This window comes from Alteromonas sp. W364, from assembly GCF_031846205.1.
GTDB lineage: Bacteria > Pseudomonadota > Gammaproteobacteria > Enterobacterales > Alteromonadaceae > Glaciecola > Glaciecola blandensis.
Genome location: NZ_JAVRID010000011.1, coordinates 32,392 through 54,392 on the forward strand (window position 1 = coordinate 32,392; position 22,001 = coordinate 54,392).

The window sequence follows — 22,001 nt, forward strand, 5'->3', positions numbered from 1 at the left end:
AACAGAAAAAGGAGCCGAAGCTCCTTTTTATTCACTTTTACATGATGACTCTTGTTATACCAACAGAATCGTCATTAAATGTGGTCTTATTCGCCTTCGCTTGGTGCTTCAGGAGCTGGCTTTTCTAATAGCTCTTTGATACTCAAACGAACACGGTTTTGACGGTCAATTTCCATTACCTTAACGTCGACCATTTGGCCTTCTTCTAGGTAGTCAGTCACTTTATTCACACGGTCATGAGCGATCTGACTGATGTGTACTAGACCTTCTTTACCAGGTAATACTTCAACAAAAGCACCGAAGTCAACAATACGCATCACTTTACCGTGATACGTTGCACCAACTTCAATCTCAGCAGTTACTGCTTTGATTCTATCAATTGCAATGTCAGCTTTCGCTTTTTCAGTTGCAAAGATTTTGATAGTACCGTCGTCTTCAATTTCGATGTTTGTATCTGAAGCTTCAGTAATAGAGCGGATTGTTGCACCACCTTTACCGATAACATCACGAATTTTATCTTGGTCAACCTTCATCTGATAAATGCGTGGTGCATATTCAGACATTTCTTCACGGTGACCAGAAATCGCAGAATCCATTACGCCAAGAATGTGTAAACGTGCTTCTTTTGCTTGTTTAAGCGCAAGTTGCATGATTTCTTGAGTGATACCTTCGATTTTAATATCCATCTGAAGTGCAGTAATACCGTTTGTAGTACCTGCAACTTTAAAGTCCATATCGCCTAAGTGATCTTCATCACCTAAGATGTCAGACAAAACAACGAAGTTTTCGTCAGACTTCACTAGACCCATCGCAATACCAGCAACAGAAGCTTTAATAGGAACACCAGCGTCCATTAGTGCTAATGACGTACCACAAACAGATGCCATAGAAGATGAACCATTCGATTCAGTAATTTCAGAAACCACACGAACAACATACGGGAATTCTTCAGCAGAAGGCATTACAGCTTGAATACCACGCTTCGCTAAACGACCGTGACCAATTTCACGACGCTTTGGAGAACCAACAAAACCCGTCTCACCTACACAGTATGGAGGGAAGTTGTAATGTAGCATGAAGCGGCTATCTGAACGGCCACCTAACTCATCAATCATCTGTGCGTCACGTTCTGTACCTAAAGTAGCAGCAACGATTGCTTGTGTTTCACCACGAGTGAACAATGAAGAACCGTGAGTTCTTGGTAGCAAACCAGTTGCTACGTTCAATGCACGGATTGTTTCAGGATCACGACCGTCAATACGTTTTTCACCCGATAAAATGCGTGAACGTACTACGTCACTTTCAAGATCATGCAGCAATTCACTTGCTTCTTTCGGGTCTTGTTCTGGGTTTGCTTCTAAGATTGCAGCCAATGCTTTTTCAGTCACAGCAGTTACCGCATCTTTACGAACCATCTTATCTGAGATTTGATAAGCTTCAGTCATACCAGCTTCAGCAAGCTCTTTTACTTTTGCTTTCAATTCAGTATTTTCTGCTTCAGCTTCCCAGTTCCAAGATTCTGTTCCAACATCAGCAGCAAACTCTGTGATTGCGTTGATAACAGTTTGAGACTGTTCATGACCGTACATTACGGCACCAAGCATGACGTCTTCAGATAAAATATCAGCTTCAGATTCAACCATGAGTACAGCGCTTTCTGTGCCTGCAACTACAAGGTCTAATTGGCTGTCTTCTTGCTCTGAAGTACGCGTATTTAGGATGTAACCACCATCTTTATAACCAACACGAGCAGCGCCAACTGGGCCGTTGAACGGCATACCAGAAATAGCTAATGCAGCTGAAGTACCGATTAAAGAAATGATATCTGTTGGGATTTCTGGGTTAGCAGAAACAACAGTAATGATAATTTGCACTTCGTTTTTAAACCCGTTCGGGAATAAAGGACGAATTGGACGGTCGATCAAACGAGCAATCAAAGTCTCGCTTTCTGAAGGTCGACCTTCACGTTTGAAAAAGCCACCAGGGATCTTACCTGCAGCGTATGCTTTTTCTTGATAGTTAACTGTTAATGGAAAGAAGTCTTGATCTGACTTAGCTTCTTTTCTACCAACAACCGAGACCAATACGGACGTGTCGTCCATGCTTGCCATTACTGCTGCGGTTGCCTGTCTTGCGATTACACCCGTTTCTAGGGTGACAGTATGCTGACCATACTGAAATGTTTTAGTAATAGGAGTCACACTCTATCCTTTAGTTTATATGTATTTTATGCTTTTTAATGCGCCGCATAGTATAGCCGTGAAATACCCTGATTACTATTAAGTTATGGTGAATCTCTTCGATTTTTCAGAATTATTTAAAAATTTTATCTCTCGCGCTATTACAAACAGCAGCGACTGCTGGGTGGGTCACCTTTCGCTCAGCCGATATTGCATAGAATTTTTGTTTGATCTCACTAAGGCGCCCTACGATCTCAACCTTAAAGGTTTCGCATACTTCTTCTTCAATAATGGTGGGCATAAAGAACATACCGAAACCCGCTTGGCCGAAAGACTTCATCAATGCGCTGTCGTCGTATTGCCCTCTAATCGTTGGAAAGATGCCATTGTCGTTTGACCACTTATCGAAAAGTTGCCTAATCGCATACTGCTTAGTGGGTAGTAATACCGGTGCTTGATGTAAACAATCTGGAAATGAGCCGCTTAATTGCGACTTCACCGCGTTTGAAGCAAAAAACGTGAGCCCTGATTGCCCAAGGTAATGGTTGTAAGCCCTGACACTAAAGTTACTAGATAATGGTGTGTCGGTGAGCACCATATCGACTTCGTGTATCGCCAACTCGGCTAAAATAGTTTCTACCGGGCCCTCTCGACAAACTAGACTCACTTCTTTCGATAATTTTAAAGCGGGTTCTATAATCTTATAGACAATCGTTTTCGGTAAGGCACTCGCTGCACTGATTATGAATTCTGACGTACCGACCAATGGTGCACCGCGCAAGACATCACTAAGCTCTTTCCCTAATTCAAAGATTTCATCTGAATAGCGAAGCACTAATCGGCCTGTTTCTGTCAGTCTAAGTCTTCGACCCACTCGGTCAAACAAGGGTTGTCCAATGCGCTCTTCTAACATGCTCAGTTGGCCACTAATTGTTTGTGGCGTGATGAACAACTTCTCAGCAGCCTTTGCTATGCTGCCTTCTGTAGCCACTACCCAAAAGTAATGAAGGTGCTTGTAATTTAAGTTGTCAGACATTGTTTTGGGGGTTCCTTAGAATATGAACGTCAGTTTTTTCGAGCCTTTCTTATACATTTAAACGAATATATTCGTTCACTTTTAATTGATAATCTTGCTTCATCAACAGGATTTTCTTTCATAAGTGTAGTCATGCATTTCAAAATTGTGCAATTAGATGTAGAAATAAGTGAAGCTCAAGCTGAGTACTTGAACGAAACCTTACGCATGCAGCTCGGACGCTATACACAAGCGATTGATTTAGTCACTGTCACCTTCTGCAAGGATACCGATCAGTTTGGGCAAGCGGTCATTCACTGTGCCATTGACATAGACAACTTACCTGAAGGAAAAACTCAGGCTAATAATATTTCCACTACCTTAGAAATGGCTGCATACAATGCGGCAAGCAGGGCTAAACGACAATTAGATAGACATCGCCGCGCCAGTATGCGGCAAAACGTCCCTCCCTATATTTGCAAATAAAAAACACCTATCAATAAAAAAAACCGGCACGCGGCCGGTTTTTTGCAGTGACTATTTAGTCTTACTCGACAATAACGAGTTCGTCTAGCAAACTCTTCGCGCCATCGACTTCATCCATCACCCAAAGCATATAAGTACTGCTAGCATGGATCGCTCGGTTATATGTCGGATCATAATCCCAATCACCGATAATTGACTCATAAACACCGTCGAAGACGACACCAACAAACTCGCCTTTAGCATTTAAAGTCGGGCTACCACTATTACCACCGGTAATATCTACAGTACTTAAATAATTGATGGGTACTGAGCCCAACTTTTTATTCAAGTACTTTCCGTAGCGCTTCTGTTCAATGGCTGCTCGGAGACTTTCTGGCATATCAAACTCATCATCACCGGGAATATATTTAGCTAACATACCTTCTGCAGTAGTAAATGGCGTTGCTTGTAAACCATCTTGAGGCGAATAACCTGTTACATTCCCATAAGTAATGCGTAGTGTGCTATTCGCATCAGCATACACGGCTTCGTCGCGCGATTTTTTAAACGCAATTAAGGCCTTCATATACTCTGGTCTCACTTGCTGAAGCTTCCCTGCTAGGGCTTTGCTCTCTTTTTCTTGCGACATGTCATATTCGAATTGACTAGCAGCAAACTGCATGAATGGGTCATTACTGTTGCTCAACGAATCAAAGTCTTGCTCCATGATTGCAAGACGGCTATCGGCATCAACTAAAGTCGTTTCAGCATACATGCTATCGATTTTTTTATAGGCATTGACTAAACTCTTGCCTTTAATATCAAAAAACGCATCTATTGTCGCCACTCGTTGTTGAGCAGGTAGTTCAACGTACTTTGCCATGAAGTGCTTCAATAATGCTTTATCAACCTCAGCAACAAAACGCGAATTCATTGCTTGCACAGATTGCTTGAACCTAGCCATGTCTCGTTCTTGATAACCGCGATCTCGTTCCGCATCAGGTTTCGCTTTTTCATAAGCAAGACGCAGCAAACGCTTGGAGCTAGACCATAAACTTGTTCTACCCATGTAAGCTAAAAGAAGGTCGCGCTCTTTGGTCGCTTCAGATTCACCAATCAACTGATTTAGTAAAAGCAAACTAGCCCCATATTTGGCATTCATGTTCGGTGACGCGGCTAACCAGTTAGCAAGATCTGACTCCAACTGCTGCTTACGTTCTAACATGTCTCCTTTTTTGTAGCTTTCGACCATCGAACCATAATTTTTCGCGTAGTTTGCAAGCCCAGCAATGGTGCTTTCATACTTGATCCTATCATCACTTCCTGCTTTAGAATGCGCCTTGATCACATCAATAAATTCTTCACGATATTGCTTTGCTGTCGGATAGGTCCAAGTAAAAGTACTCTCAACTTCAAGAGAACTTCGGTAGCGGTTTGTTGTGCCAGGATAGCCAAGGATCATGACATAGTCGTTTTCTTCAACACCGTTGGCATTTACTTTTAAAAACGCTTTGTTTTGATAAGGAACGTTGTCCTCACTATAGTCAGCAGGTTTTCCATCTTTCCCCACGTAAGCACGATAAAACGCCCAGTCACCGGTATGACGTGGCCATTGCCAATTATCGGTGTCACCACCAAATTTTCCGATACTTGAAGGTGGCGCGTAGGCAAGACGTACATCTCGAATAGTTAATAGTTTAATTAACACATACGATGCACCACCATGAAAGCTAGAAACTGTGCAACGATAATCTTGACTGACTTCGCACTCTGCAATTAAACGCTTTCGATTGTTTTCGACAGCTTCATAGTAAGCATTACCGCTAAGTTCAGATGAAATATTGCCGGTCACTTTCTCAGTTACATCGCTCAACGATTCAGTAATGTAAACCCTACTCCCTGGTGCAGCGGGTAACTCATCTGATTTATTGTTCGCGACGAAACCGTTTTGAAGTAAGTTATTGGCCTCTGAACTGTTGTGTTGAATTGAACGATATGCACAGTGATGATTTGTGACTACTAAGCCCTGTGGAGAAAGGAAACTCGCAGTACATCCCCCTAGGCTAATAATCGCATTCATCGGAAATTTGGATAAATCAGACATATCATCGGGGTTTAGTTTTAAACCGGCATCGATTAATTGCTGTTTTATATCGGGTAATTGATGGGGTTGCCACATTCCTTCGTCCGCTATTGCTTGAGACGCTACTATTGTAAGTGCGCCGATTAGCCATTTTTCATGTCGTTTCCTTTTTATGATTTCTTATTGTATTGGTTTTAATGTTTATTTTTATTTTCAAACCAAGCCACATTGTAATCTAAGATCTCAAAAGAGCAAAAAGGCTTGCGACTTTTCTTTAACTATTTTAACATTCAAATATAGACGTTTAGACGTCTAAACATCCATTTGGAAATATGAATAATAATGCCCTACTATTGAGGTCTTAAGATACTTAGATAGGAACGGCGAGCTGACTTGGGGAGTTTCTGCTAGTGTTAAACCCAGCTATCGCAAATATTCACCTACAAAGTGACCCAGATAAAATCGATGGCGCTGAGATCGATAGGAATATGTGTGAGTTTCACGCCTTATTAACGAATGGCTGTCACCAAATACAAGTACACCACAAGACCCAAAATGAACACCTATTTCATCTCTACCTGCAAGCCCATTATCCATACTATATTTGTTTATACGTTAACAACTTATCTTAGTCGTCGTTTATGTTCCTATAGCAGAACTAATAGCAAAGGCGTGATTATCAGTCTAAATATAAACGCGCCAATGGAAAACGCCCGATTAAATCTTAAGATTTAGGCATAAAAAAACCCATATCTTTTTCAAGATATAGGTTTTTAATTGGTGCGGAAAGCGGGACTTGAACCCGCACGTCTGTTAAGACACCAGCCCCTCAAGCTGGCGTGTCTACCAATTCCACCACTTCCGCATTGTTTGTTTTGCCTTAGTTAGGCTTGTCTTCAACTTTTTCATCTTCAGCTTTGTCGCCTTCTGTTACGGCAGGGACAGCTGGTACATCGCCAGATGCTGGCAATGCTTGAGTTACCGACGGTACGTCGCTAACAACAGGAACTTCGCTTACTGGAGCTTGCAGCAATTCAAACTCATCAACTTCAGTATTGTCTTTAGAAGCAATCGTTCCTAAAGTTAAGCTGATACCAAAAAATAACGTTGCTAAGATAGCCGTTGTTTTGGTCATAAAGTTACCTGAACCCGATGAACCAAAAACAGTGTTTGAGCCGCCAGCACCAAAAGATGCGCCCATATCTGCACCCTTACCCTGTTGAATTAGCACGAAGCCAATCAAAAGCAGTGCAACAATAAGATAAGATGCCATTAAAATCTGATAAACCATGTAACCCTCGTTAACTTGCCGCTTGGCAAATTGTAGTAAAATCTTGAACTTTCAAACTGGCGCCACCAATAAGGCCGCCATCAATATCTTCTTGAGCGAATAGTTCATGCGCATTCCCCGCATTGACACTACCGCCATATAAGAGTCGAACACTTTGTGCTGCATTCGCATCTAACTTACTTAATTCTTGCCTAATAAAAGCGTGTACTTCTTGCGCTTGTTCAGGACTTGCTGTCTTGCCTGTGCCGATGGCCCAAATTGGCTCATAAGCGATAACTGATTGGCTAATATATTGCTTACCGCATTCGTTTGCCACCGCGTCAAGCTGTGCCTTAACGTAATCGAATACGCCACCCGATTCTCTTACTTCTAGTGGCTCACCAATACATAATATTGGTGTTAATCCGGCTTCGATTACTGCTTTGACTTTACTAGCAACGATGTCACTCGATTCACCGTGGTTTTCACGTCGTTCAGAATGGCCAACAATCACATATGTGCATCCAAGTTCGCTGAGCATCGCCAGAGAAGTTTCACCGGTGTGCGCACCTGATGCATACTCACTGACATTTTGAGCACCCAACGCGAATGCCGCATTATCAAAGTGTGATAGATAGAGACTCGGCGGACAGATGACGACATCAACACTGTTGTTTGCTGGTAGATTAGATAGAAAATCAGACACTAAAGCCTTATTTCCGTTCATTTTCCAATTACCTGCAACAAATGGTTTGCGATTGTTATTTGACACTTTAACTCCGAAGCCCTTTCAAAGCGGGCGTGATATTAACCAACCACTCACAAATATACAAGTGCTTGATACACAAATAAGTGCTTAGCCTAAGCTTATGACGCTTTTTTAACCACTTCAGCAATCTTTTCAGCCCAATGATCACTCAAAGACTTATCAATTGCTTCAACCATGACTCTAATTAAAGGCTCTGTCCCGCTTTTTCTTAGCAGTACGCGACCAGCATCACCCATTTCTTTCTCAGCTTCTTTAACTATGGCCTCAACTTCCACATTTTCAAGAGGGTTGGTCTGAGGATTTTGGTATTTCACATTGATCAAACGTTGTGGGAAACGAGTGAAGCCTGAATTCAGAGCACTTAAAGTCATATCAGAGCGCAGCATAGCAGCAATAACTTGCAAGCCAGCGACAATGCCATCGCCTGTTGATGCCAAATTCAAATTTAATACGTGACCAGAGTTTTCACCGCCAATCTTCCAACCGCGTTGCATCAGCATTTCCATCACATAACGATCGCCAACATCTGCTCTCGCAAAAGGAATACCTAGCTTCTCAAGCGCCACTTCCATACCTAAATTCGACATCTTGGTACCAACAACACCGCCGTTTAATTGGCCGGTTTTCATCGCTTCTCTTGCGATAATGAAGATAATTTCATCACCATCTATCACGGCGCCATTCTCATCTACCATCATGATACGGTCACCGTCACCATCCAGAGCAAAACCTAAATCAGCTTTATGCTCTTTGACCGCATCTACAGCAGCTCTCATGGAAGTTGCACCGACTTGATGGTTTATATTTGTACCATTTGGTTTCGTCCCAATTTCAATGACTTCAGCACCTAATTCAGACAACACATTAGGAGCGATGTGGTATGTTGCGCCGTGAGCACAATCCACCACTATTTTAAGGCCTTTTAACGACAAATCTGAAGGGAACGTGCCTTTACAATATTCAATGTAACGGCCGGCAGCATCGTCGATACGACTTGCTTTGCCTAATTTATCTGATTCAACGCACTCAATTGGCTTTTCTAATTGAGCTTCGATTGCTAATTCGATTTTGTCGTCTAATTTGTGACCGGTCGATGAAAAAAACTTTATACCGTTGTCGTAATATGGATTATGCGATGCACTAATAACAATCCCCGCTTCAGAGCGAAATGTTTTAGTCAGATATGCAATCGCTGGAGTAGGCATAGGACCCAGTAGGCCTATGTTAATACCGGCAGCTGACAAACCAGCTTCTAGTGCCGATTCAAGCATGTAACCTGAAATACGAGTATCTTTTCCAATCAGCACCTTATTAGTGCCCTGACCTGCTAAGACTTTACCTGCAGCGTAACCAAGTTTGGTAACAAATTCTGGCGTAATTGAGCTCTCCCCAACTTTACCTCTGATACCATCTGTACCAAAATACTTTCGCTTAGCCATACGACTTCCTTTTTATTATTCTACGTTTTGCAATTTATTCACGATGTTAACCGCATCCATGGTCTCTTCAACATCGTGCACTCTAATGATGCTTGCACCAGCAAGGGCGGCAATGGTAGCAGTCGCTACACTGCCTGCCAACCTTTGTTCAACATCTCTACCTAATAATTTACCAATCATGGACTTTCGAGATAATCCAGCTAGCACGGGAACATCAAACTGATCAAAATTTTGCAGATATTTTAGTAGCTGGTAGTTGTGATCTAGCGTTTTTCCAAAACCGAAACCTGGGTCAAGGATGATGTGCTCATAGGCAAGACCTGCATGCGTGCAGGCCTCTATTCGCTGCTCAAAAAAGCTGATAACTTCTTCAACAACGTGACCATATTGTGGCGCCTTTTGCATCGTTTCTGGATCGCCTTTCATGTGCATCAAACAAGAAGGAACATTGTGCGTCTGAGCAGCCCAAACAGCTGCATCAAGTGCACCTTCATTTTGTAGGGCTCTGACGTCGTTGATCATACTAGCACCGGCACCAACAGCTTCACGCATTACCTGAGCCTTATTTGTATCAATAGACACGATCACATCGAGCTCTTTTGTTAGCGCTTCAATGACGGGGATCACTCGTTCTAGCTCTACATCAACACTAACCGCTTGAGCGCCAGGACGGGTTGACTCGCCGCCTACATCAATGAAGGTTGCTCCGGCTGCCAGCATACGCCTTGCTTGCTCGATGGCTGAATCGACCTGATTAAACTTGCCTCCATCGGAGAACGAATCAGGGGTGACATTCAGAATCCCCATGACCTTAGGGCTTTCAAAATCTACTTCAACATGTCTAAATTTCATGAGGCTCGATATTTAATTCTTTAAGCTGCATAGCATGCCTGATTTTTTACTAATTTAAAATTGGATTATGTTATTCGACAGCAAAAAAAACGCCAGTTTGAATGGACTCAAACTGGCGTTTTTATTATTTCGAACAGCGTTTACACGCTGATGTTTGACTACCTAGTGCGTAACATCACTTGGGTCAGAATCAGGCGTATCTTTAGGCTCGCTTCCGGCGTTTAATGACGCGCCACCAGAAGGTTTGTCTGAATCTACTTTGTCATCTTTCTCCCAATCAGCGGGCGGACGAACTTCAACACGATTCATTAAGTCATCGATTTGTTTAGCATCGATAGTCTCATATTTCATCAACGCATCCTTCATTGACTCAAGGATGTCCATGTTGTCTTTCAAGATTTGTTCAGCTAGTTTGTAATTACGGTCAATCAGCATACGAATTTCGGCATCGATATCTCTTGCTGTCTCTGCTGACATAGGATTGCTCTGCGCACCCATAAACATTTCGTTATCGTCGTCTTTATAGCTGATAGGACCCATCTTCTCTGACAAACCCCATTGAGTCACCATTTTTCTAGCGATATCAGTTGCTCGCTCGATATCGTTCGAGGCTCCTGTGGTCACGCCGGCAGCGCCTAATGTAATTTCTTCCGCTATACGTCCACCGAACAGGGTCGCGATGCGAGACTCTAGTTCTTCTCTCGAGCTACTATATTTATCTTGTTCAGGTAAATACATAGTCACACCCAGTGCACGTCCGCGAGGGATGATCGACACTTTGTACACAGGGTCGTGCTTAGGTACCAAGCGACCGACAATTGCATGTCCTGCCTCGTGATACGCAGTATTGGTTTTTTCTTCTTCAGACATAACCATCGTTTTGCGCTCAGAGCCCATCATGATTTTGTCTTTCGCTTTATCAAACTCATCCATGCTTACGACGCGCTTATTCGTGCGAGCAGCAAATAACGCAGCTTCATTGACAAGGTTAGCTAAGTCAGCACCAGAGAAACCAGGCGTACCACGTGCGATAAGAGATGCTTCAACGTTATCACCCAACGGTACTTTGCGCATGTGAACTTTCAAAATTTGCTCACGACCACGGATATCAGGAAGTCCTACCATGACTTGACGGTCAAAACGACCAGGGCGCAACAACGCAGGGTCAAGTACATCAGGACGGTTAGTCGCAGCAATCACGATGATACCTTCATGGCCTTCAAAACCATCCATTTCAACCAACATTTGGTTCAAGGTTTGTTCACGCTCATCATGGCCACCACCATGGCCCGCGCCACGCTTACGGCCTACGGCATCAATCTCATCGATAAAAATAATGCATGGCGACGACTTCTTCGCTTGGTCAAACATGTCTCTCACACGTGAAGCACCGACACCGACGAACATTTCCACAAAGTCTGAACCTGATATACTAAAGAACGGTACTTTTGCTTCACCTGCGATAGCTTTGGCAAGTAGTGTTTTACCAGTACCTGGAGGACCCACCATTAAGACGCCTTTCGGGATTTTACCGCCAAGCTTTTGGAATTTCGTTGGATCGCGCAAGAAATCTACGAGTTCAGTCACATCTTCTTTCGCTTCATCACAACCAGCAACATCTGCGAAGGTTGTTTTTATTTGATCTTCACTTAATAAGCGAGCTTTGCTTTTACCAAAGGACATAGCACCTTTGCCGCCGCCACCTTGCATTTGTCGCATGAAGAATATCCACACGCCAATGAGTAGCAACATTGGGAACCAGTTGATGAAGATGGACGCCAGTAAAGATTGTTCTTCAGGCTTTTTACCGGAAACAACAACATTACCTTCTGTCAGAAGTTCATCCATCAACTTCATATCTAGATAAGGTATCTGCGTGGTGAACGTGTCGTTATTGCGACGCACGCCTTTGATTTCGTTAGTTGACTGATTGATCGTGACTTCTTTGATATCACCCCGCTTCACTTGCTCTAAAAAAGTGGAGTACGGAAGCTTCGAACCCGGGTTCTCGCCACCTGAAATACTTTGGAAGACCATCATAAGCACAACTGCTATAACAAGCCATAAAATGAGATTCTTTGCCATGTCGCTCAACGCTGCATACCTCTAAAAAATAAAATGAATCTGAATTAACCCAGTAAACATCTATACGGCGGTTTTACCAGAATAGATGAATAAAAGACTACTATACTTTGCTAGCCTATGCCACACAGTCATTTCGCTATGTCCGCATGCGGCTTGAATACGTTTTTTTACACTTGTCCACCCATCACTAAGGCTAGTTCACAAGCTCAATTAAATCCAATCTCTCGTCTAGCGATTGCCATCTTTCCTCGCCAATCAAGTATTCAAAATTTCTTTAGCCGATGAGTGAATGAAATTAGGAATGTTACAGAGATAGAGGTAGAATACTATTTTTCAAGGTATGCACCAAACATTTAAGGCTGTATATCTCATTTTAAACGTTACAAAAGATAACAAATGAACTTAACAAATAAACAAAAGCAATATCTGAAAGGCCTCGCGCACCCACTTAAACCTGTTGTTCAGCTAGGCAACAATGGCTTAACAGAGGGCGTATTAGCCGAAATTGAAAACGCATTAAGTTTTCATGAACTAATCAAAGTGAAAGTGCCATCTGATGACAAAGAGGAAAAGCAACTGATTATGGACGCCATCGTGGGTGAAACCAAAGCAGTGCATGTTCAATCTATCGGTCATGTACTTGTTATTTATCGTCAAAGCGATGAGAAAAAGATAAGTATTCCAAAAAAGTAACGCTGTATAGCAGCGTTTACATCCCAACTCTCTCTTTTCCTTCGCAATATTGCTTGGCAACGTATTCTCGATACTGTTGAACGTCAACAGTGTCTAATGCAAACATAATAATAAAAAAAGAAATCAAAAAGAGGATGATATGACGACAGAACAAACTGCAAACGCCGACCTTGGTATTGCTATTGTGACGGGTGCTTGCTCAGGCTTAGGTCATGCTAGCGCTGTGGTTCTAGCCAATGCTGGCTATAAACTCGCAATCTTCGATTTAAACGAAGAAGTGGGTCAACAACGAGTTCAGGAATTTGGTGCAGATCGTTGCCAGTTCTACAAAGTTGACGTTACCAATGACGAGAGTGTTGAAAAAGCAGTCTCTGATGTAGCCGCTGGCAAAGACGAAATTCGTTTATGCGTAAATTGCGCGGGCGTCGCACCGGCAAAGCGCACGCTCGACCGCGAAGGTGAAGCTATGCCATTAGCCAATTTCAAAACTGTGATCGATATTAACTTAGTGGGTACCTTTAATGTTGCACGTGTCGTCGCAAGCGCAATGGCTAAAAACACACCTAAAGGCGAAGCTCAGCAGCGTGGTCTTATCGTGAATACAGCTTCAGTAGCAGGCTATGAGGGCCAAATTGGCCAAACCGCTTATGCCGCGAGTAAAGGTGGCATTATCGGTTTGTGCCTTCCAATGGCGAGAGATTTAGCGCCTTTGGGCATACGAGTGAATACCATTGCACCTGGTGTTATGGGCACGCCGATGTTGTTGGCAATGCCAGATAAAGTGCAAGATGCGCTAGTACATAACGTGCAATTTCCTAAGCGTTTAGGCTTACCTGAAGAGTTTGGCAAGCTAGTGCTACATATGAGCGAAAATACTTACTTGAACGGTGAGACTGTGCGCTTAGATGGTGCGCTTAGAATGCCGCCAAAGTAGTTATAAATAAGCTACCTTCAATAAGTGCTTGTAAATACAAGCACTTACAAACCTACCACACCTACCAAACCAAGAGTTACTCGTCACCGCCACCATTTACTATGTTAGCAATATTGTACAGGCGATTGACGGCAAGATAGTGGATGCTTTTCTTAGGATAGCGCGACTTCGTATTTAGTTCGCCAGCTTCTCTGTCCATCAGTATCGATAAAGTTTCGTCAACTGTACTCGCGGCATAGATATGAAATAGACCTTGCTCTACGGCTTGAATAATTTCGTTATCTAACATCAGATTAAGTGAGTTAGACTTGGGAATAATAACACCTTGTTTGCCGTTCAAGCCACGCTGCAAACAGAGTGAAAAGTAACCTTCCACTTTTTCATTCACACCACCTACGGCTTGAACTTCACCATACTGATTGATCGAGCCAGTTACCGCTATTCCCTGCTGAACAGGTACTTCGGTTAACGCAGAAATTAACGCTACAAGCTCCCCCAGCGAGGCGCTATCGCCATCGATATAACCATACGATTGTTCCAACGCAATATTCGCCGACAGGGTTAGAGGGAAAAACTGCGCATATTTATGTCCCAAGTAACCTGTCAGTAACATGACGCCTTTGGAATGAATGGACTGCCCTAATTCTACTTCGCGCTCGATATCAACCACACCATTACTTCCTGCATAAACAGTTGCGGTTATCCGAGCAGGTGTACCGAAGGCGGTATCTCCGACTTCTAATACAGTAAGACCGTTGACTTTACCTACCGCTTCACCTTCAGTGGCAATCAGTACATGACCCTCTTTGATATCTTCAAGAAGTGACTCACTGACTCTGCCTGTGCGATTTTTCTTAGCTGCCAATGCTGATTCAATATGAATGGCGTCGAGAACTTGTTCCCCTGCTTGTGTGCAGAAATAATTCGCTTCGTTAATCAACTCGATAACGTCGGCAAAGCGAGCGCTCAACTTAGTTTGATGCTCGGCTAAACGCAAGCTGTACTCGACTAAGCGATTAATTGCACTGGCTGATACAGATTCCAAACCAAGTTTTCGAGTATGCGCTTTAGTGCGCGCAACAAAATCATTCAGGTTTTGCTGATTTAGCGGGATCTCATGATCAAAGTCGACCAAGACTCTAAATAACTCTTTAAATTCGTCATCATAATCCTGTAAAGCGTAATAAAGCTCACGCGAACCTAAGAGGACAACTTTCACGTGCAAAGGGATCACTTGCGGGGTTTGCGTAATTGAATTCACCATCCCCACATCTTGCTGTGGTAATTCCATTTTCAACTGACTAAACTTGAGGGCTAACTTCAAAGACTCCCAAACGTAGGGTTGTTCCAGCAATTTATCTGCATCTAACAATAAATAACCACCATTCGCCTTGTGCAAAGCCCCCGGCGTAATCATTCTATAGTTTGTATAAACACTGCCCTGCACGCTGGTATACTCGATTTTACCGAACAAATTTTGATGGCTAGGGTTAGCTTCATAGACAATCGGCGCCCCCGCATCTAAAGAGTGACGCACTAGTACATTAGGCACATAGGTATCGACTAAAATTGCACGCTTATCAAAGTCTTCTTGTTTCTCTTCTTTGGACACGGGTGCGAGTAATTCCGTAACCGTATCGATCAAATGGGGCTTGAGCTGGCGTAAATGCTTTAGAATAGCAATATCGCCAGAATGCTTATGCTCTAATTCTTTCAGCAATGGCCGAATACCCTGTTCGGCGGTTTCTTGCTTTAGCTTTCTTAGTTGCTCGGCACCTTGTCGTTGCCATAGCGGGACTTCGATCAGAGCTTCACTTAAACAGTCTTCCAGTTCATCAATCAAGTCATAGTATGTTTGGCGTTCTTCATCGCCTCGTTGAGCAAAGTCTGTATCGCTCATCGGCTTACCGTCGATGATTGGTGAAAAGCTTATACTGCCGCCCTCTTCTAGTAAGGCAACACCTTTGTTTAAAGCAATTTTCTCGACCGCATCAATTGCTTTGTCATATCGCAATTCTGTCGCTCGGGTGATCGCCGCTTTTTTGCGCTGATAACTTGGATTCTCAAACACAGCAGGGAACGTATCGAGTAATTCATCAAGCAAACTCTCAATATCTTTTACGAAGCCTTTGCTCTGGTTTGTAGGTAATTGCAAAGCAATCGGCTGACGCTCATCTTCAAAATTATTAAGGTAACACCAATCATTTGGAGTCTCTTGGTGCTGTGCTTGTTGACTGATAAAACTATGTACCAAGGTATAGCGCCCTGTTGCTTGCTCACCCATTACATAAAGATTATAGCCTGTAGAATTTACGCCAAGACCAAAGCTAAGGGCTTCTTTGGCTCGATTTTGGCCAATTAAGGCAGAATCTGCTTCCGGACTTTGCATTGCGATATCGAGCTCTTCTGTGGACAAGGCAGAGTTGAGCTCTGAGGCTGATATGGAAAGTTGTTGTCGCATTTTAGCTAGCGTCGATATCGGTAATGGCATGTTTATTCTTTTAATTAAGGCTGCATTCTTAAGCTTTTACGCTCATGTTATTCAGGTTTTCATTTAGGATTCAAGGTCAATTGCTCAAAAAACCAACTGCGGATACTCTTTGTGAAAATAGCTCCGCCTGCAATGGTAGAGGAAGTGCTAAGAAAATTCTTCAGTTTTATCTGCTTATGAAGATTTATTTCCTCATTTCAACTTTCGTGTGTTGTTCTATGCTCAGCGGTTTCCTTACGGTGTGCCAGCATTATGACCTCAACTCGGCACAAAGTTTCTTTGCTTATTCTATTGTCGTTCAACCCCTCAACAAGGTATTCTATAAGGCAGAAAATAACAAAAAGCCCAGAGATTTAGATTTACATGGCCAATACAGACCAAAACGAAGTGCAATACAATCCTCAAGAAGTAGAAAAAGCAGCTCAATCCCACTGGGAAGAAACGCAAGTATTTACTGCGAAACAAGATGACAATAGAGAAAAGTTCTATTGTATGTCGATGTTCCCTTATCCAAGTGGTCGACTGCACATGGGCCACGTGCGAAATTACACTATTGGCGATGTGGTCAGTCGCTTCCACCGTATGCAAGGCAAGAATGTTTTGCAACCAATGGGCTGGGATGCGTTTGGTCTTCCAGCCGAAAACGCCGCTATTGATAACAAAACAGCACCAGCGAAATGGACCTATCAAAACATTGAGTACATGAAGACACAGCTTAACTCGTTGGGTTTTGGTTACGATTGGAGCCGTGAGTTAGCAACGTGTAAGCAAGACTATTATCGCTGGGAACAATGGTTCTTCACTCGCTTGTTCGACAAAGGTTTAGTGTATAAGAAGAATGCCACTGTTAACTGGGACCCGATTGATCAGACAGTCTTGGCAAATGAGCAAGTCATTGATGGACGTGGCTGGCGCTCTGGGGCAGAAGTCGAGCAAAAAGAGATCCCTCAATGGTTTATTAAAATCACTGACTACGCCGACCAGTTGCTTGCCGACCTTGATAAGCTCAGCGATTGGCCGCAACAAGTTGTAACCGCCCAACGTAACTGGATTGGTCGTTCAGAGGGCGTTGATGTTACTTTTGATCTAGTCACTGAAACAGCTGGCTTAACGCAAGTTGAAGTATATACGACTCGTCCTGACACACTTTATGGCGTGTCATATTTGGCGGTTGCAGCACAACATCCTATCGCTCTAGAAGCTGCAAAATCTACCCCTGAAATCGCCGCTTTCATTGAAGAATGTAAGAATACCAAAACAACTGAAGCTGATATGGCGACGATGGAAAAGAAAGGTATGCCAACAGGGGTTGAAGTCATTCACCCTCTCACTGGTGAAAAACTACCGATCTGGATCGCTAACTTTGTATTAATGAGTTATGGCTCGGGTGCGGTAATGTCGGTACCTGCGCACGATCAGCGAGACTGGGAATTTGCAACAAAGTACGATCTACCCATCTTACAAGTGGTTGAGTTCAAAGCCGAAGACGCTGAAACCGCCAACATCAAGGAAAGCGCATATACAGAGAAGAACAACTTAGTAAACTCTGGTGAATATAGCGGACTTTCATTCCAAGCTGGCTTCGATGCTATCGCTGAAAAACTTGCCAGTTTAGGTTTGGGTAAAAAGAGCACTAACTATCGCTTACGTGATTGGGGTGTATCGAGACAACGCTATTGGGGTGCACCTATTCCAGTGGTAAACGACGAAGCTGGTAATTCTTATGCGGTTAATGCAGAAGACCTGCCTGTTGTCCTGCCTGAAGACGTTGTTATGGACGGTGTTACCTCTCCTATCAAAGCAGATCCTGAATGGGCAAAAGCGACTCACAATGGCATGCCGGTTACACGAGAAACAGACACCTTCGATACCTTCATGGAATCATCTTGGTATTACGCTCGTTATGCTTCGGCCCCAAATGATGCAATGTTAAATCCAAATGAAGCCAATTACTGGTTGCCAGTAGACCAATACATTGGTGGTATTGAACATGCGATATTACATTTATTGTATGCACGCTTTTTCCATAAACTACTGCGTGACGAAGGCTTAGTAAGTAGTGATGAACCTTTCAAAAAGCTACTTTGTCAGGGCATGGTCTTAGCAGATGCATTTTTCAATAAAGATGAAAAAGGGAAAGAAATTTGGCATGCACCGAAAGACGTTACAGTTGAGAAAGATGATAAAGGACGCATTGTAAAAGCCTACTTAGCTGACGGTACTGAAGTGCAACATGGCGGCATGATAAAAATGTCGAAGTCGAAAAATAACGGTATCGATCCTCAGTCAGTGATTGATATTTACGGGGCGGACACTATTCGTCTATTTACGATGTTTGCAGCGCCACCTGAGCAAACACTTGAGTGGATAGATTCCGGTGTCGAAGGCTCCAATCGCTTCTTGAAACGTCTATGGCGATTAGCTCATGAGCACTTCAGCGCATGTAAAGAAGCGGGAGCTGCACCAAGCCTGCAGCTTGATGCTTTGAGTAAATCTCAGAAAGCTTTAAGACGTGAAATTCATCAAACTATTGAAAAGGTGACGGACGATATAGGTCGTCGACAAACGTTTAATACGGCCGTTGCAAAAGTAATGGAGCTATTAAATAACCTGCAAAAAGCAAACGTTGAAGACGATCAGGACTTAGCATTGCAAAGAGAGGGTATTATGGCCATGATCCAACTGCTCAACCCAATCACACCGCATATCTGCGAACAATTATGGCACTTGCTAGATGGTGAAGGTGAATTACAAACATCTGCATGGCCAGAAGTAGATAAAGCAGCTTTAGTTGAAGATGAGAAGCTGATTGTCGTGCAAGTTAATGGCAAGGTACGCGCAAAGATGACGCTAGCCGCGGATATCTCAAGCGAAGACGCCCAAGCCGCTGCACTAGCGCAAGAAAATGTTCAAGCGTTTATTGAAGGCAAAACGGTAAGAAAAGTTATTTATATTGCCGGTAAACTCGTCAACATCGTTGCCAACTAAAGGTATACATCTAATATGCTTAATCATATAGGCAATACACAAGAGAAAGACAGTTTGCTTCAGCAAACCAGTCTTTCTTTTTGCGCGCTATTCTCTAAAGTGAAAATTGCCTTTGTCCTGGTGATATTTGTGCTAACTCTGCAAGGTTGCGGTTTCAAGCTTCGCGGCTCACAAGCCTTACCCAGTTTCTTAAACAATGTGGTTATTTTGTCGCAGTTTGATTACTTACCCCTTGCTAGAGCCTTAGATGACCGCCTACCGGTTTACCAGTTGAACAGTATTGTAGGTGAGAAAACGATCCCAAGTGGCATTGAGCCAACAACCGTCGTATTAATAAAGCTGCAGCCTGAGGGCTTAGAGCGCCGCCTACTCTCCGTTTTTTCAACAGGCCAAGTTGCTGAGTATGAGTTAATTTATTCGGTAGAATACGAAGTCATTTTTCCTTTTGCTGAACCCATACAGTCGAAAATGATTGTCGCACGCGAATATCAAGACGACCCTGATCAAGTGTTGGCTAAATCGCGAGAGCTCGACCTCGTATTAGACCAAATGCGTCAAGAATCAGCGGACCGCATCATTCGTCTTCTTTCAAGCCAATACACTGAAGCACTGAGTTCAATCGAAGATAGAAAGGCCAGAGCAATTCAGAGCAGAGATAATTAAATGCAGGTATATCCCAACCGTTTTGAACAGCATGTTCAACAACAAGGACTTAGCCCCTTTATTTTGATCTTTGGCGACGAGCCTCAACAAAAACTAGATATGATTGATTGCGTTCGAGCACACGTCAAAACGCAAGGGTTTGAAGAGCGACAAACCTTAGTAGCAGATACCGATTTCAGTTGGTCACAATTGATTGATGCCACTCAAACAATGTCATTATTTTCTGACAAGCAATACATCGAATTAACCTTACCGACGGGTAAGCCTGGCGCTGAGGGCAGTAAAGTACTGACGGCCATCAGTGAAAATCCTTCTCCAGACACAATAATTTTAATTCAAGGTCCCAAAATTGGTAAAGATGTTCAAAAGGCAAAGTGGTTTAAAGCCCTAGATAGCAAAGGCATGTTTTCTCACTGCTACCCACTTGAAGGCAAACAATTGCAGCAATGGGTGCAACAACGGTGCCGCGAACAACAAGTCAACGTTACCCCTGCTGGTATGGCAATGATTTGTGACTTTAGTGAAGGAAACCTGTTAGCTGCCAAACAAGAAATAGAAAAGCTGTCCTTGATGTATGGAGACTCAGGTCAAACAATAGATGAGAAAATGTTGGCCAATAGTATGGTCGATCAATCTCGTTTCACGGTTTTTCAATTTATCGATGATTTACTTGCTGGTGATATGCAAAAGGCGATAAAAATTCTCTATCGCTTGGAAAGTGAAGGTGTTGAGCCGAATATTATTTTATGGAGCCTAATTAAAGAGGCGCAAACCTTACTAGAATGCAAATCGATGCAAAGCTTGGAAGGTAATATCAACTTTAATAAAATGCGGATTTGGCAAAGTAAACAAGGCCTGTATCGAAGCGCTTTGCAGAGATTGTCAGACGCAGATTTACAATTAATGATGACGCATTTACAACAAGCCGATCTTATTCTGAAAAGTGAACAAACTCGAAAGCCATTTATACTATTGAGTCATTTAGCTGTCATGTTCATGCCTGCACCTTTGCAGCATTTACCATTACGTTAATAAAATAGACCACCTATGCCCTATTCTGAGCCGAACTCTTCAGCATTAACACCGACCGCTATTTTCGGTGGCATGTTTAATCCCCCGCACTTTGGCCATTTGCATCCATTGCAAGACGCATTGAGCCTATTGTCTTTAGACAAGCTTGCGTTGATGCCTTGTCATATTCCGCCGCACAAAGTAACACCAAAAGTCAGCACAGAGCATCGACTTGCGATGCTTGCTTTGTTATGCGCGGAAGACCGTCGCTTTTGTATTGAAGATATCGAAATACGCTCAAACAAAACAAGTTATACAGTTGAAACCCTTAAGCAATTGAGAAAAAGAACACAATCGCCTCTTTGGTTATTCATGGGCACTGACTCATTCAATAGTTTACGTTCATGGCATCAGTGGCAGTCACTTATTCAATTGTGTAACATTTTCGTGTTAAAGCGTGGTAGAGAAGCACTACTGCACTTTCCAGAAATATCAGAGTATATGGACTGTAGCGCTAAAAGACACCTAAATGAAGCGCAGTTACTCAGTTTACACACACAAACTGGTAAGGTAGTTGCATTGGAAACGAAGTTGCTGAATGTCTCTTCAACTCAAATAAGAAACGAAATTCGTACTCGAAATGAGTCTGAAGCAAAAATCAGCGAAGCATTGTTGCCTGAATCGGTGTTAAACTATATCCATAAACACCATTTGTATGAATCATAAACGATAGGAATCAACTTGAACCAAAGTGAAATCGTAAAATTCGTCGTCGACAAACTAGACGACATGAAAGCTAGAGACATCATTGAAATAAACGTAGAAGATAAATCCACGATAACTGACATGCTTATTGTCTGTTCGGGAAATTCAAAACGCCACGTGTCATCCATTGCTGAGAACTTAGTCGTTGAAATGAAAGCGGCTGAAATGCCTCCCCTTTCTGTAGAAGGTAAAGAAAGCGGTGAATGGGTGCTAGTCGACCTAGGTGATGTTGTTGTGCATGTCATGCAGGATGAAACGCGCGACTTTTATCAACTCGAAAAGCTTTGGCAATAGCCTA

At 43.0% G+C, this 22,001-nt stretch carries 18 protein-coding genes and 1 tRNA gene; 9 read left to right on the forward strand and 10 right to left on the reverse strand.

Features of this window, described 5'->3' with window-relative positions; genetic code table 11:
• Positions 1-86 precede the first annotated feature (86 nt).
• Positions 87-2,201 carry a polyribonucleotide nucleotidyltransferase gene (gene pnp / locus RM556_RS15770; protein WP_311360537.1) on the reverse strand — a complete coding sequence of 705 codons (2,115 nt, stop codon included), beginning with the start codon at positions 2,199-2,201 and terminating at the stop codon, positions 87-89.
• A 112-nt stretch (positions 2,202-2,313) separates the two neighbouring features.
• Positions 2,314-3,216, reverse strand: a complete 903-nt coding sequence (gene nhaR, locus RM556_RS15775) for a transcriptional activator NhaR (RefSeq protein ID WP_311360538.1) — start codon at positions 3,214-3,216, stop codon at positions 2,314-2,316.
• Positions 3,217-3,348: 132 nt separating this feature from the next.
• Here nhaR and RM556_RS15780 point away from each other — a divergent pair, with 132 nt between their 5' ends.
• Positions 3,349-3,681, forward strand: a complete 333-nt coding sequence (locus RM556_RS15780; RefSeq protein ID WP_311360539.1) for an HPF/RaiA family ribosome-associated protein — start codon at positions 3,349-3,351, stop codon at positions 3,679-3,681.
• A gap of 61 nt (positions 3,682-3,742) precedes the next feature.
• Here RM556_RS15780 and RM556_RS15785 read toward each other — a convergent pair whose 3' ends face one another.
• Positions 3,743-5,920, reverse strand: a complete 2,178-nt coding sequence (locus RM556_RS15785) for a S46 family peptidase (protein WP_409220098.1) — start codon at positions 5,918-5,920, stop codon at positions 3,743-3,745.
• 233 nt (positions 5,921-6,153) lie between these two features.
• Here RM556_RS15785 and RM556_RS15790 point away from each other — a divergent pair, with 233 nt between their 5' ends.
• Positions 6,154-6,375 carry a hypothetical protein gene (locus tag RM556_RS15790; protein ID WP_311375053.1) on the forward strand — a complete coding sequence of 74 codons (222 nt, stop codon included), beginning with the start codon at positions 6,154-6,156 and terminating at the stop codon, positions 6,373-6,375.
• Positions 6,376-6,521: 146 nt separating this feature from the next.
• Here the strand turns inward: RM556_RS15790 and RM556_RS15795 are convergent.
• The 6 genes from RM556_RS15795 to ftsH form a co-directional block, all read right to left on the reverse strand.
• Positions 6,522-6,608: transfer RNA gene (locus tag RM556_RS15795), tRNA-Leu, on the reverse strand.
• A 15-nt stretch (positions 6,609-6,623) separates the two neighbouring features.
• Entirely contained in the window at positions 6,624-7,034 is a 411-nt protein-coding gene (gene secG / locus RM556_RS15800) for a preprotein translocase subunit SecG (protein ID WP_311360541.1), read from the reverse strand.
• A gap of 10 nt (positions 7,035-7,044) precedes the next feature.
• Positions 7,045-7,785 carry a triose-phosphate isomerase gene (tpiA, locus tag RM556_RS15805; RefSeq protein ID WP_311375054.1) on the reverse strand — a complete coding sequence of 247 codons (741 nt, stop codon included), beginning with the start codon at positions 7,783-7,785 and terminating at the stop codon, positions 7,045-7,047.
• Positions 7,786-7,880: 95 nt separating this feature from the next.
• On the reverse strand, positions 7,881-9,221 hold the full coding sequence (gene glmM / locus RM556_RS15810; protein ID WP_311360543.1) for a phosphoglucosamine mutase: 1,341 nt from the start codon (positions 9,219-9,221) through the stop codon (positions 7,881-7,883).
• 15 nt (positions 9,222-9,236) lie between these two features.
• Complete coding sequence (folP, locus tag RM556_RS15815; RefSeq protein WP_311375055.1) at positions 9,237-10,073, reverse strand: dihydropteroate synthase; 837 nt, start codon at positions 10,071-10,073, stop codon at positions 9,237-9,239.
• Between the two features lie 162 nt (positions 10,074-10,235).
• A complete protein-coding gene (ftsH, locus tag RM556_RS15820; protein ID WP_311375056.1) occupies positions 10,236-12,167 on the reverse strand; it encodes an ATP-dependent zinc metalloprotease FtsH in 1,932 nt (643 codons plus the stop codon).
• Positions 12,168-12,554: 387 nt separating this feature from the next.
• On the opposite strand from ftsH, the gene yhbY reads away from it, so the two are divergent.
• Positions 12,555-12,851 carry a ribosome assembly RNA-binding protein YhbY gene (yhbY, locus tag RM556_RS15825; RefSeq protein ID WP_311360546.1) on the forward strand — a complete coding sequence of 99 codons (297 nt, stop codon included), beginning with the start codon at positions 12,555-12,557 and terminating at the stop codon, positions 12,849-12,851.
• 139 nt (positions 12,852-12,990) lie between these two features.
• Entirely contained in the window at positions 12,991-13,785 is a 795-nt protein-coding gene (locus RM556_RS15830) for an SDR family NAD(P)-dependent oxidoreductase (protein ID WP_311375057.1), read from the forward strand.
• A 76-nt stretch (positions 13,786-13,861) separates the two neighbouring features.
• On the opposite strand, the gene RM556_RS15835 is transcribed toward RM556_RS15830, so the two are convergent.
• Complete coding sequence (locus RM556_RS15835) at positions 13,862-16,246, reverse strand: Lon protease family protein (protein WP_409220099.1); 2,385 nt, start codon at positions 16,244-16,246, stop codon at positions 13,862-13,864.
• A 393-nt stretch (positions 16,247-16,639) separates the two neighbouring features.
• Here RM556_RS15835 and leuS point away from each other — a divergent pair, with 393 nt between their 5' ends.
• Genes leuS through rsfS form a run of 5 tightly spaced genes read left to right on the forward strand, consistent with a single transcriptional unit; the run spans position 16,640 to position 21,997 of the window.
• On the forward strand, positions 16,640-19,264 hold the full coding sequence (gene leuS, locus RM556_RS15840; protein WP_311360549.1) for a leucine--tRNA ligase: 2,625 nt from the start codon (positions 16,640-16,642) through the stop codon (positions 19,262-19,264).
• Positions 19,265-19,279: 15 nt separating this feature from the next.
• Positions 19,280-19,927: an LPS assembly lipoprotein LptE gene (gene lptE / locus RM556_RS15845; RefSeq protein ID WP_311360550.1), complete on the forward strand. Its 648-nt coding sequence runs from the start codon at positions 19,280-19,282 to the stop codon at positions 19,925-19,927.
• A complete protein-coding gene (gene holA / locus RM556_RS15850) occupies positions 19,928-20,959 on the forward strand; it encodes a DNA polymerase III subunit delta (RefSeq protein ID WP_311375058.1) in 1,032 nt (343 codons plus the stop codon). It begins immediately after the preceding gene.
• Between the two features lie 15 nt (positions 20,960-20,974).
• Positions 20,975-21,664 (forward strand): nicotinate (nicotinamide) nucleotide adenylyltransferase, encoded by a 690-nt coding sequence (gene nadD, locus RM556_RS15855; RefSeq protein ID WP_311375059.1) that lies wholly within the window; start codon positions 20,975-20,977, stop codon positions 21,662-21,664.
• A gap of 15 nt (positions 21,665-21,679) precedes the next feature.
• On the forward strand, positions 21,680-21,997 hold the full coding sequence (gene rsfS / locus RM556_RS15860; protein WP_311360553.1) for a ribosome silencing factor: 318 nt from the start codon (positions 21,680-21,682) through the stop codon (positions 21,995-21,997).
• Positions 21,998-22,001: the final 4 nt, after the last annotated feature.

Bases quoted from the DNA above. Each gene is read 5' to 3' on its own strand.
- RM556_RS15780 (WP_311360539.1), top strand. From the start codon at position 3,349: ATGCATTTCAAAATTGTGCAATTAGATGTAGAAATAAGTGAAGCTCAA.
- RM556_RS15835 (WP_409220099.1), bottom strand. From the start codon at position 16,246: ATGCGACAACAACTTTCCATATCAGCCTCAGAGCTCAACTCTGCCTTG.
- RM556_RS15830 (WP_311375057.1), top strand. From the start codon at position 12,991: ATGACGACAGAACAAACTGCAAACGCCGACCTTGGTATTGCTATTGTG.
- holA (WP_311375058.1), top strand. From the start codon at position 19,928: ATGCAGGTATATCCCAACCGTTTTGAACAGCATGTTCAACAACAAGGA.
- yhbY (WP_311360546.1), top strand. From the start codon at position 12,555: ATGAACTTAACAAATAAACAAAAGCAATATCTGAAAGGCCTCGCGCAC.
- nhaR (WP_311360538.1), bottom strand. From the start codon at position 3,216: ATGTCTGACAACTTAAATTACAAGCACCTTCATTACTTTTGGGTAGTG.
- glmM (WP_311360543.1), bottom strand. From the start codon at position 9,221: ATGGCTAAGCGAAAGTATTTTGGTACAGATGGTATCAGAGGTAAAGTT.
- folP (WP_311375055.1), bottom strand. From the start codon at position 10,073: ATGAAATTTAGACATGTTGAAGTAGATTTTGAAAGCCCTAAGGTCATG.
- leuS (WP_311360549.1), top strand. From the start codon at position 16,640: ATGGCCAATACAGACCAAAACGAAGTGCAATACAATCCTCAAGAAGTA.
- lptE (WP_311360550.1), top strand. From the start codon at position 19,280: ATGCTTAATCATATAGGCAATACACAAGAGAAAGACAGTTTGCTTCAG.
- secG (WP_311360541.1), bottom strand. From the start codon at position 7,034: ATGGTTTATCAGATTTTAATGGCATCTTATCTTATTGTTGCACTGCTT.
- nadD (WP_311375059.1), top strand. From the start codon at position 20,975: ATGCCCTATTCTGAGCCGAACTCTTCAGCATTAACACCGACCGCTATT.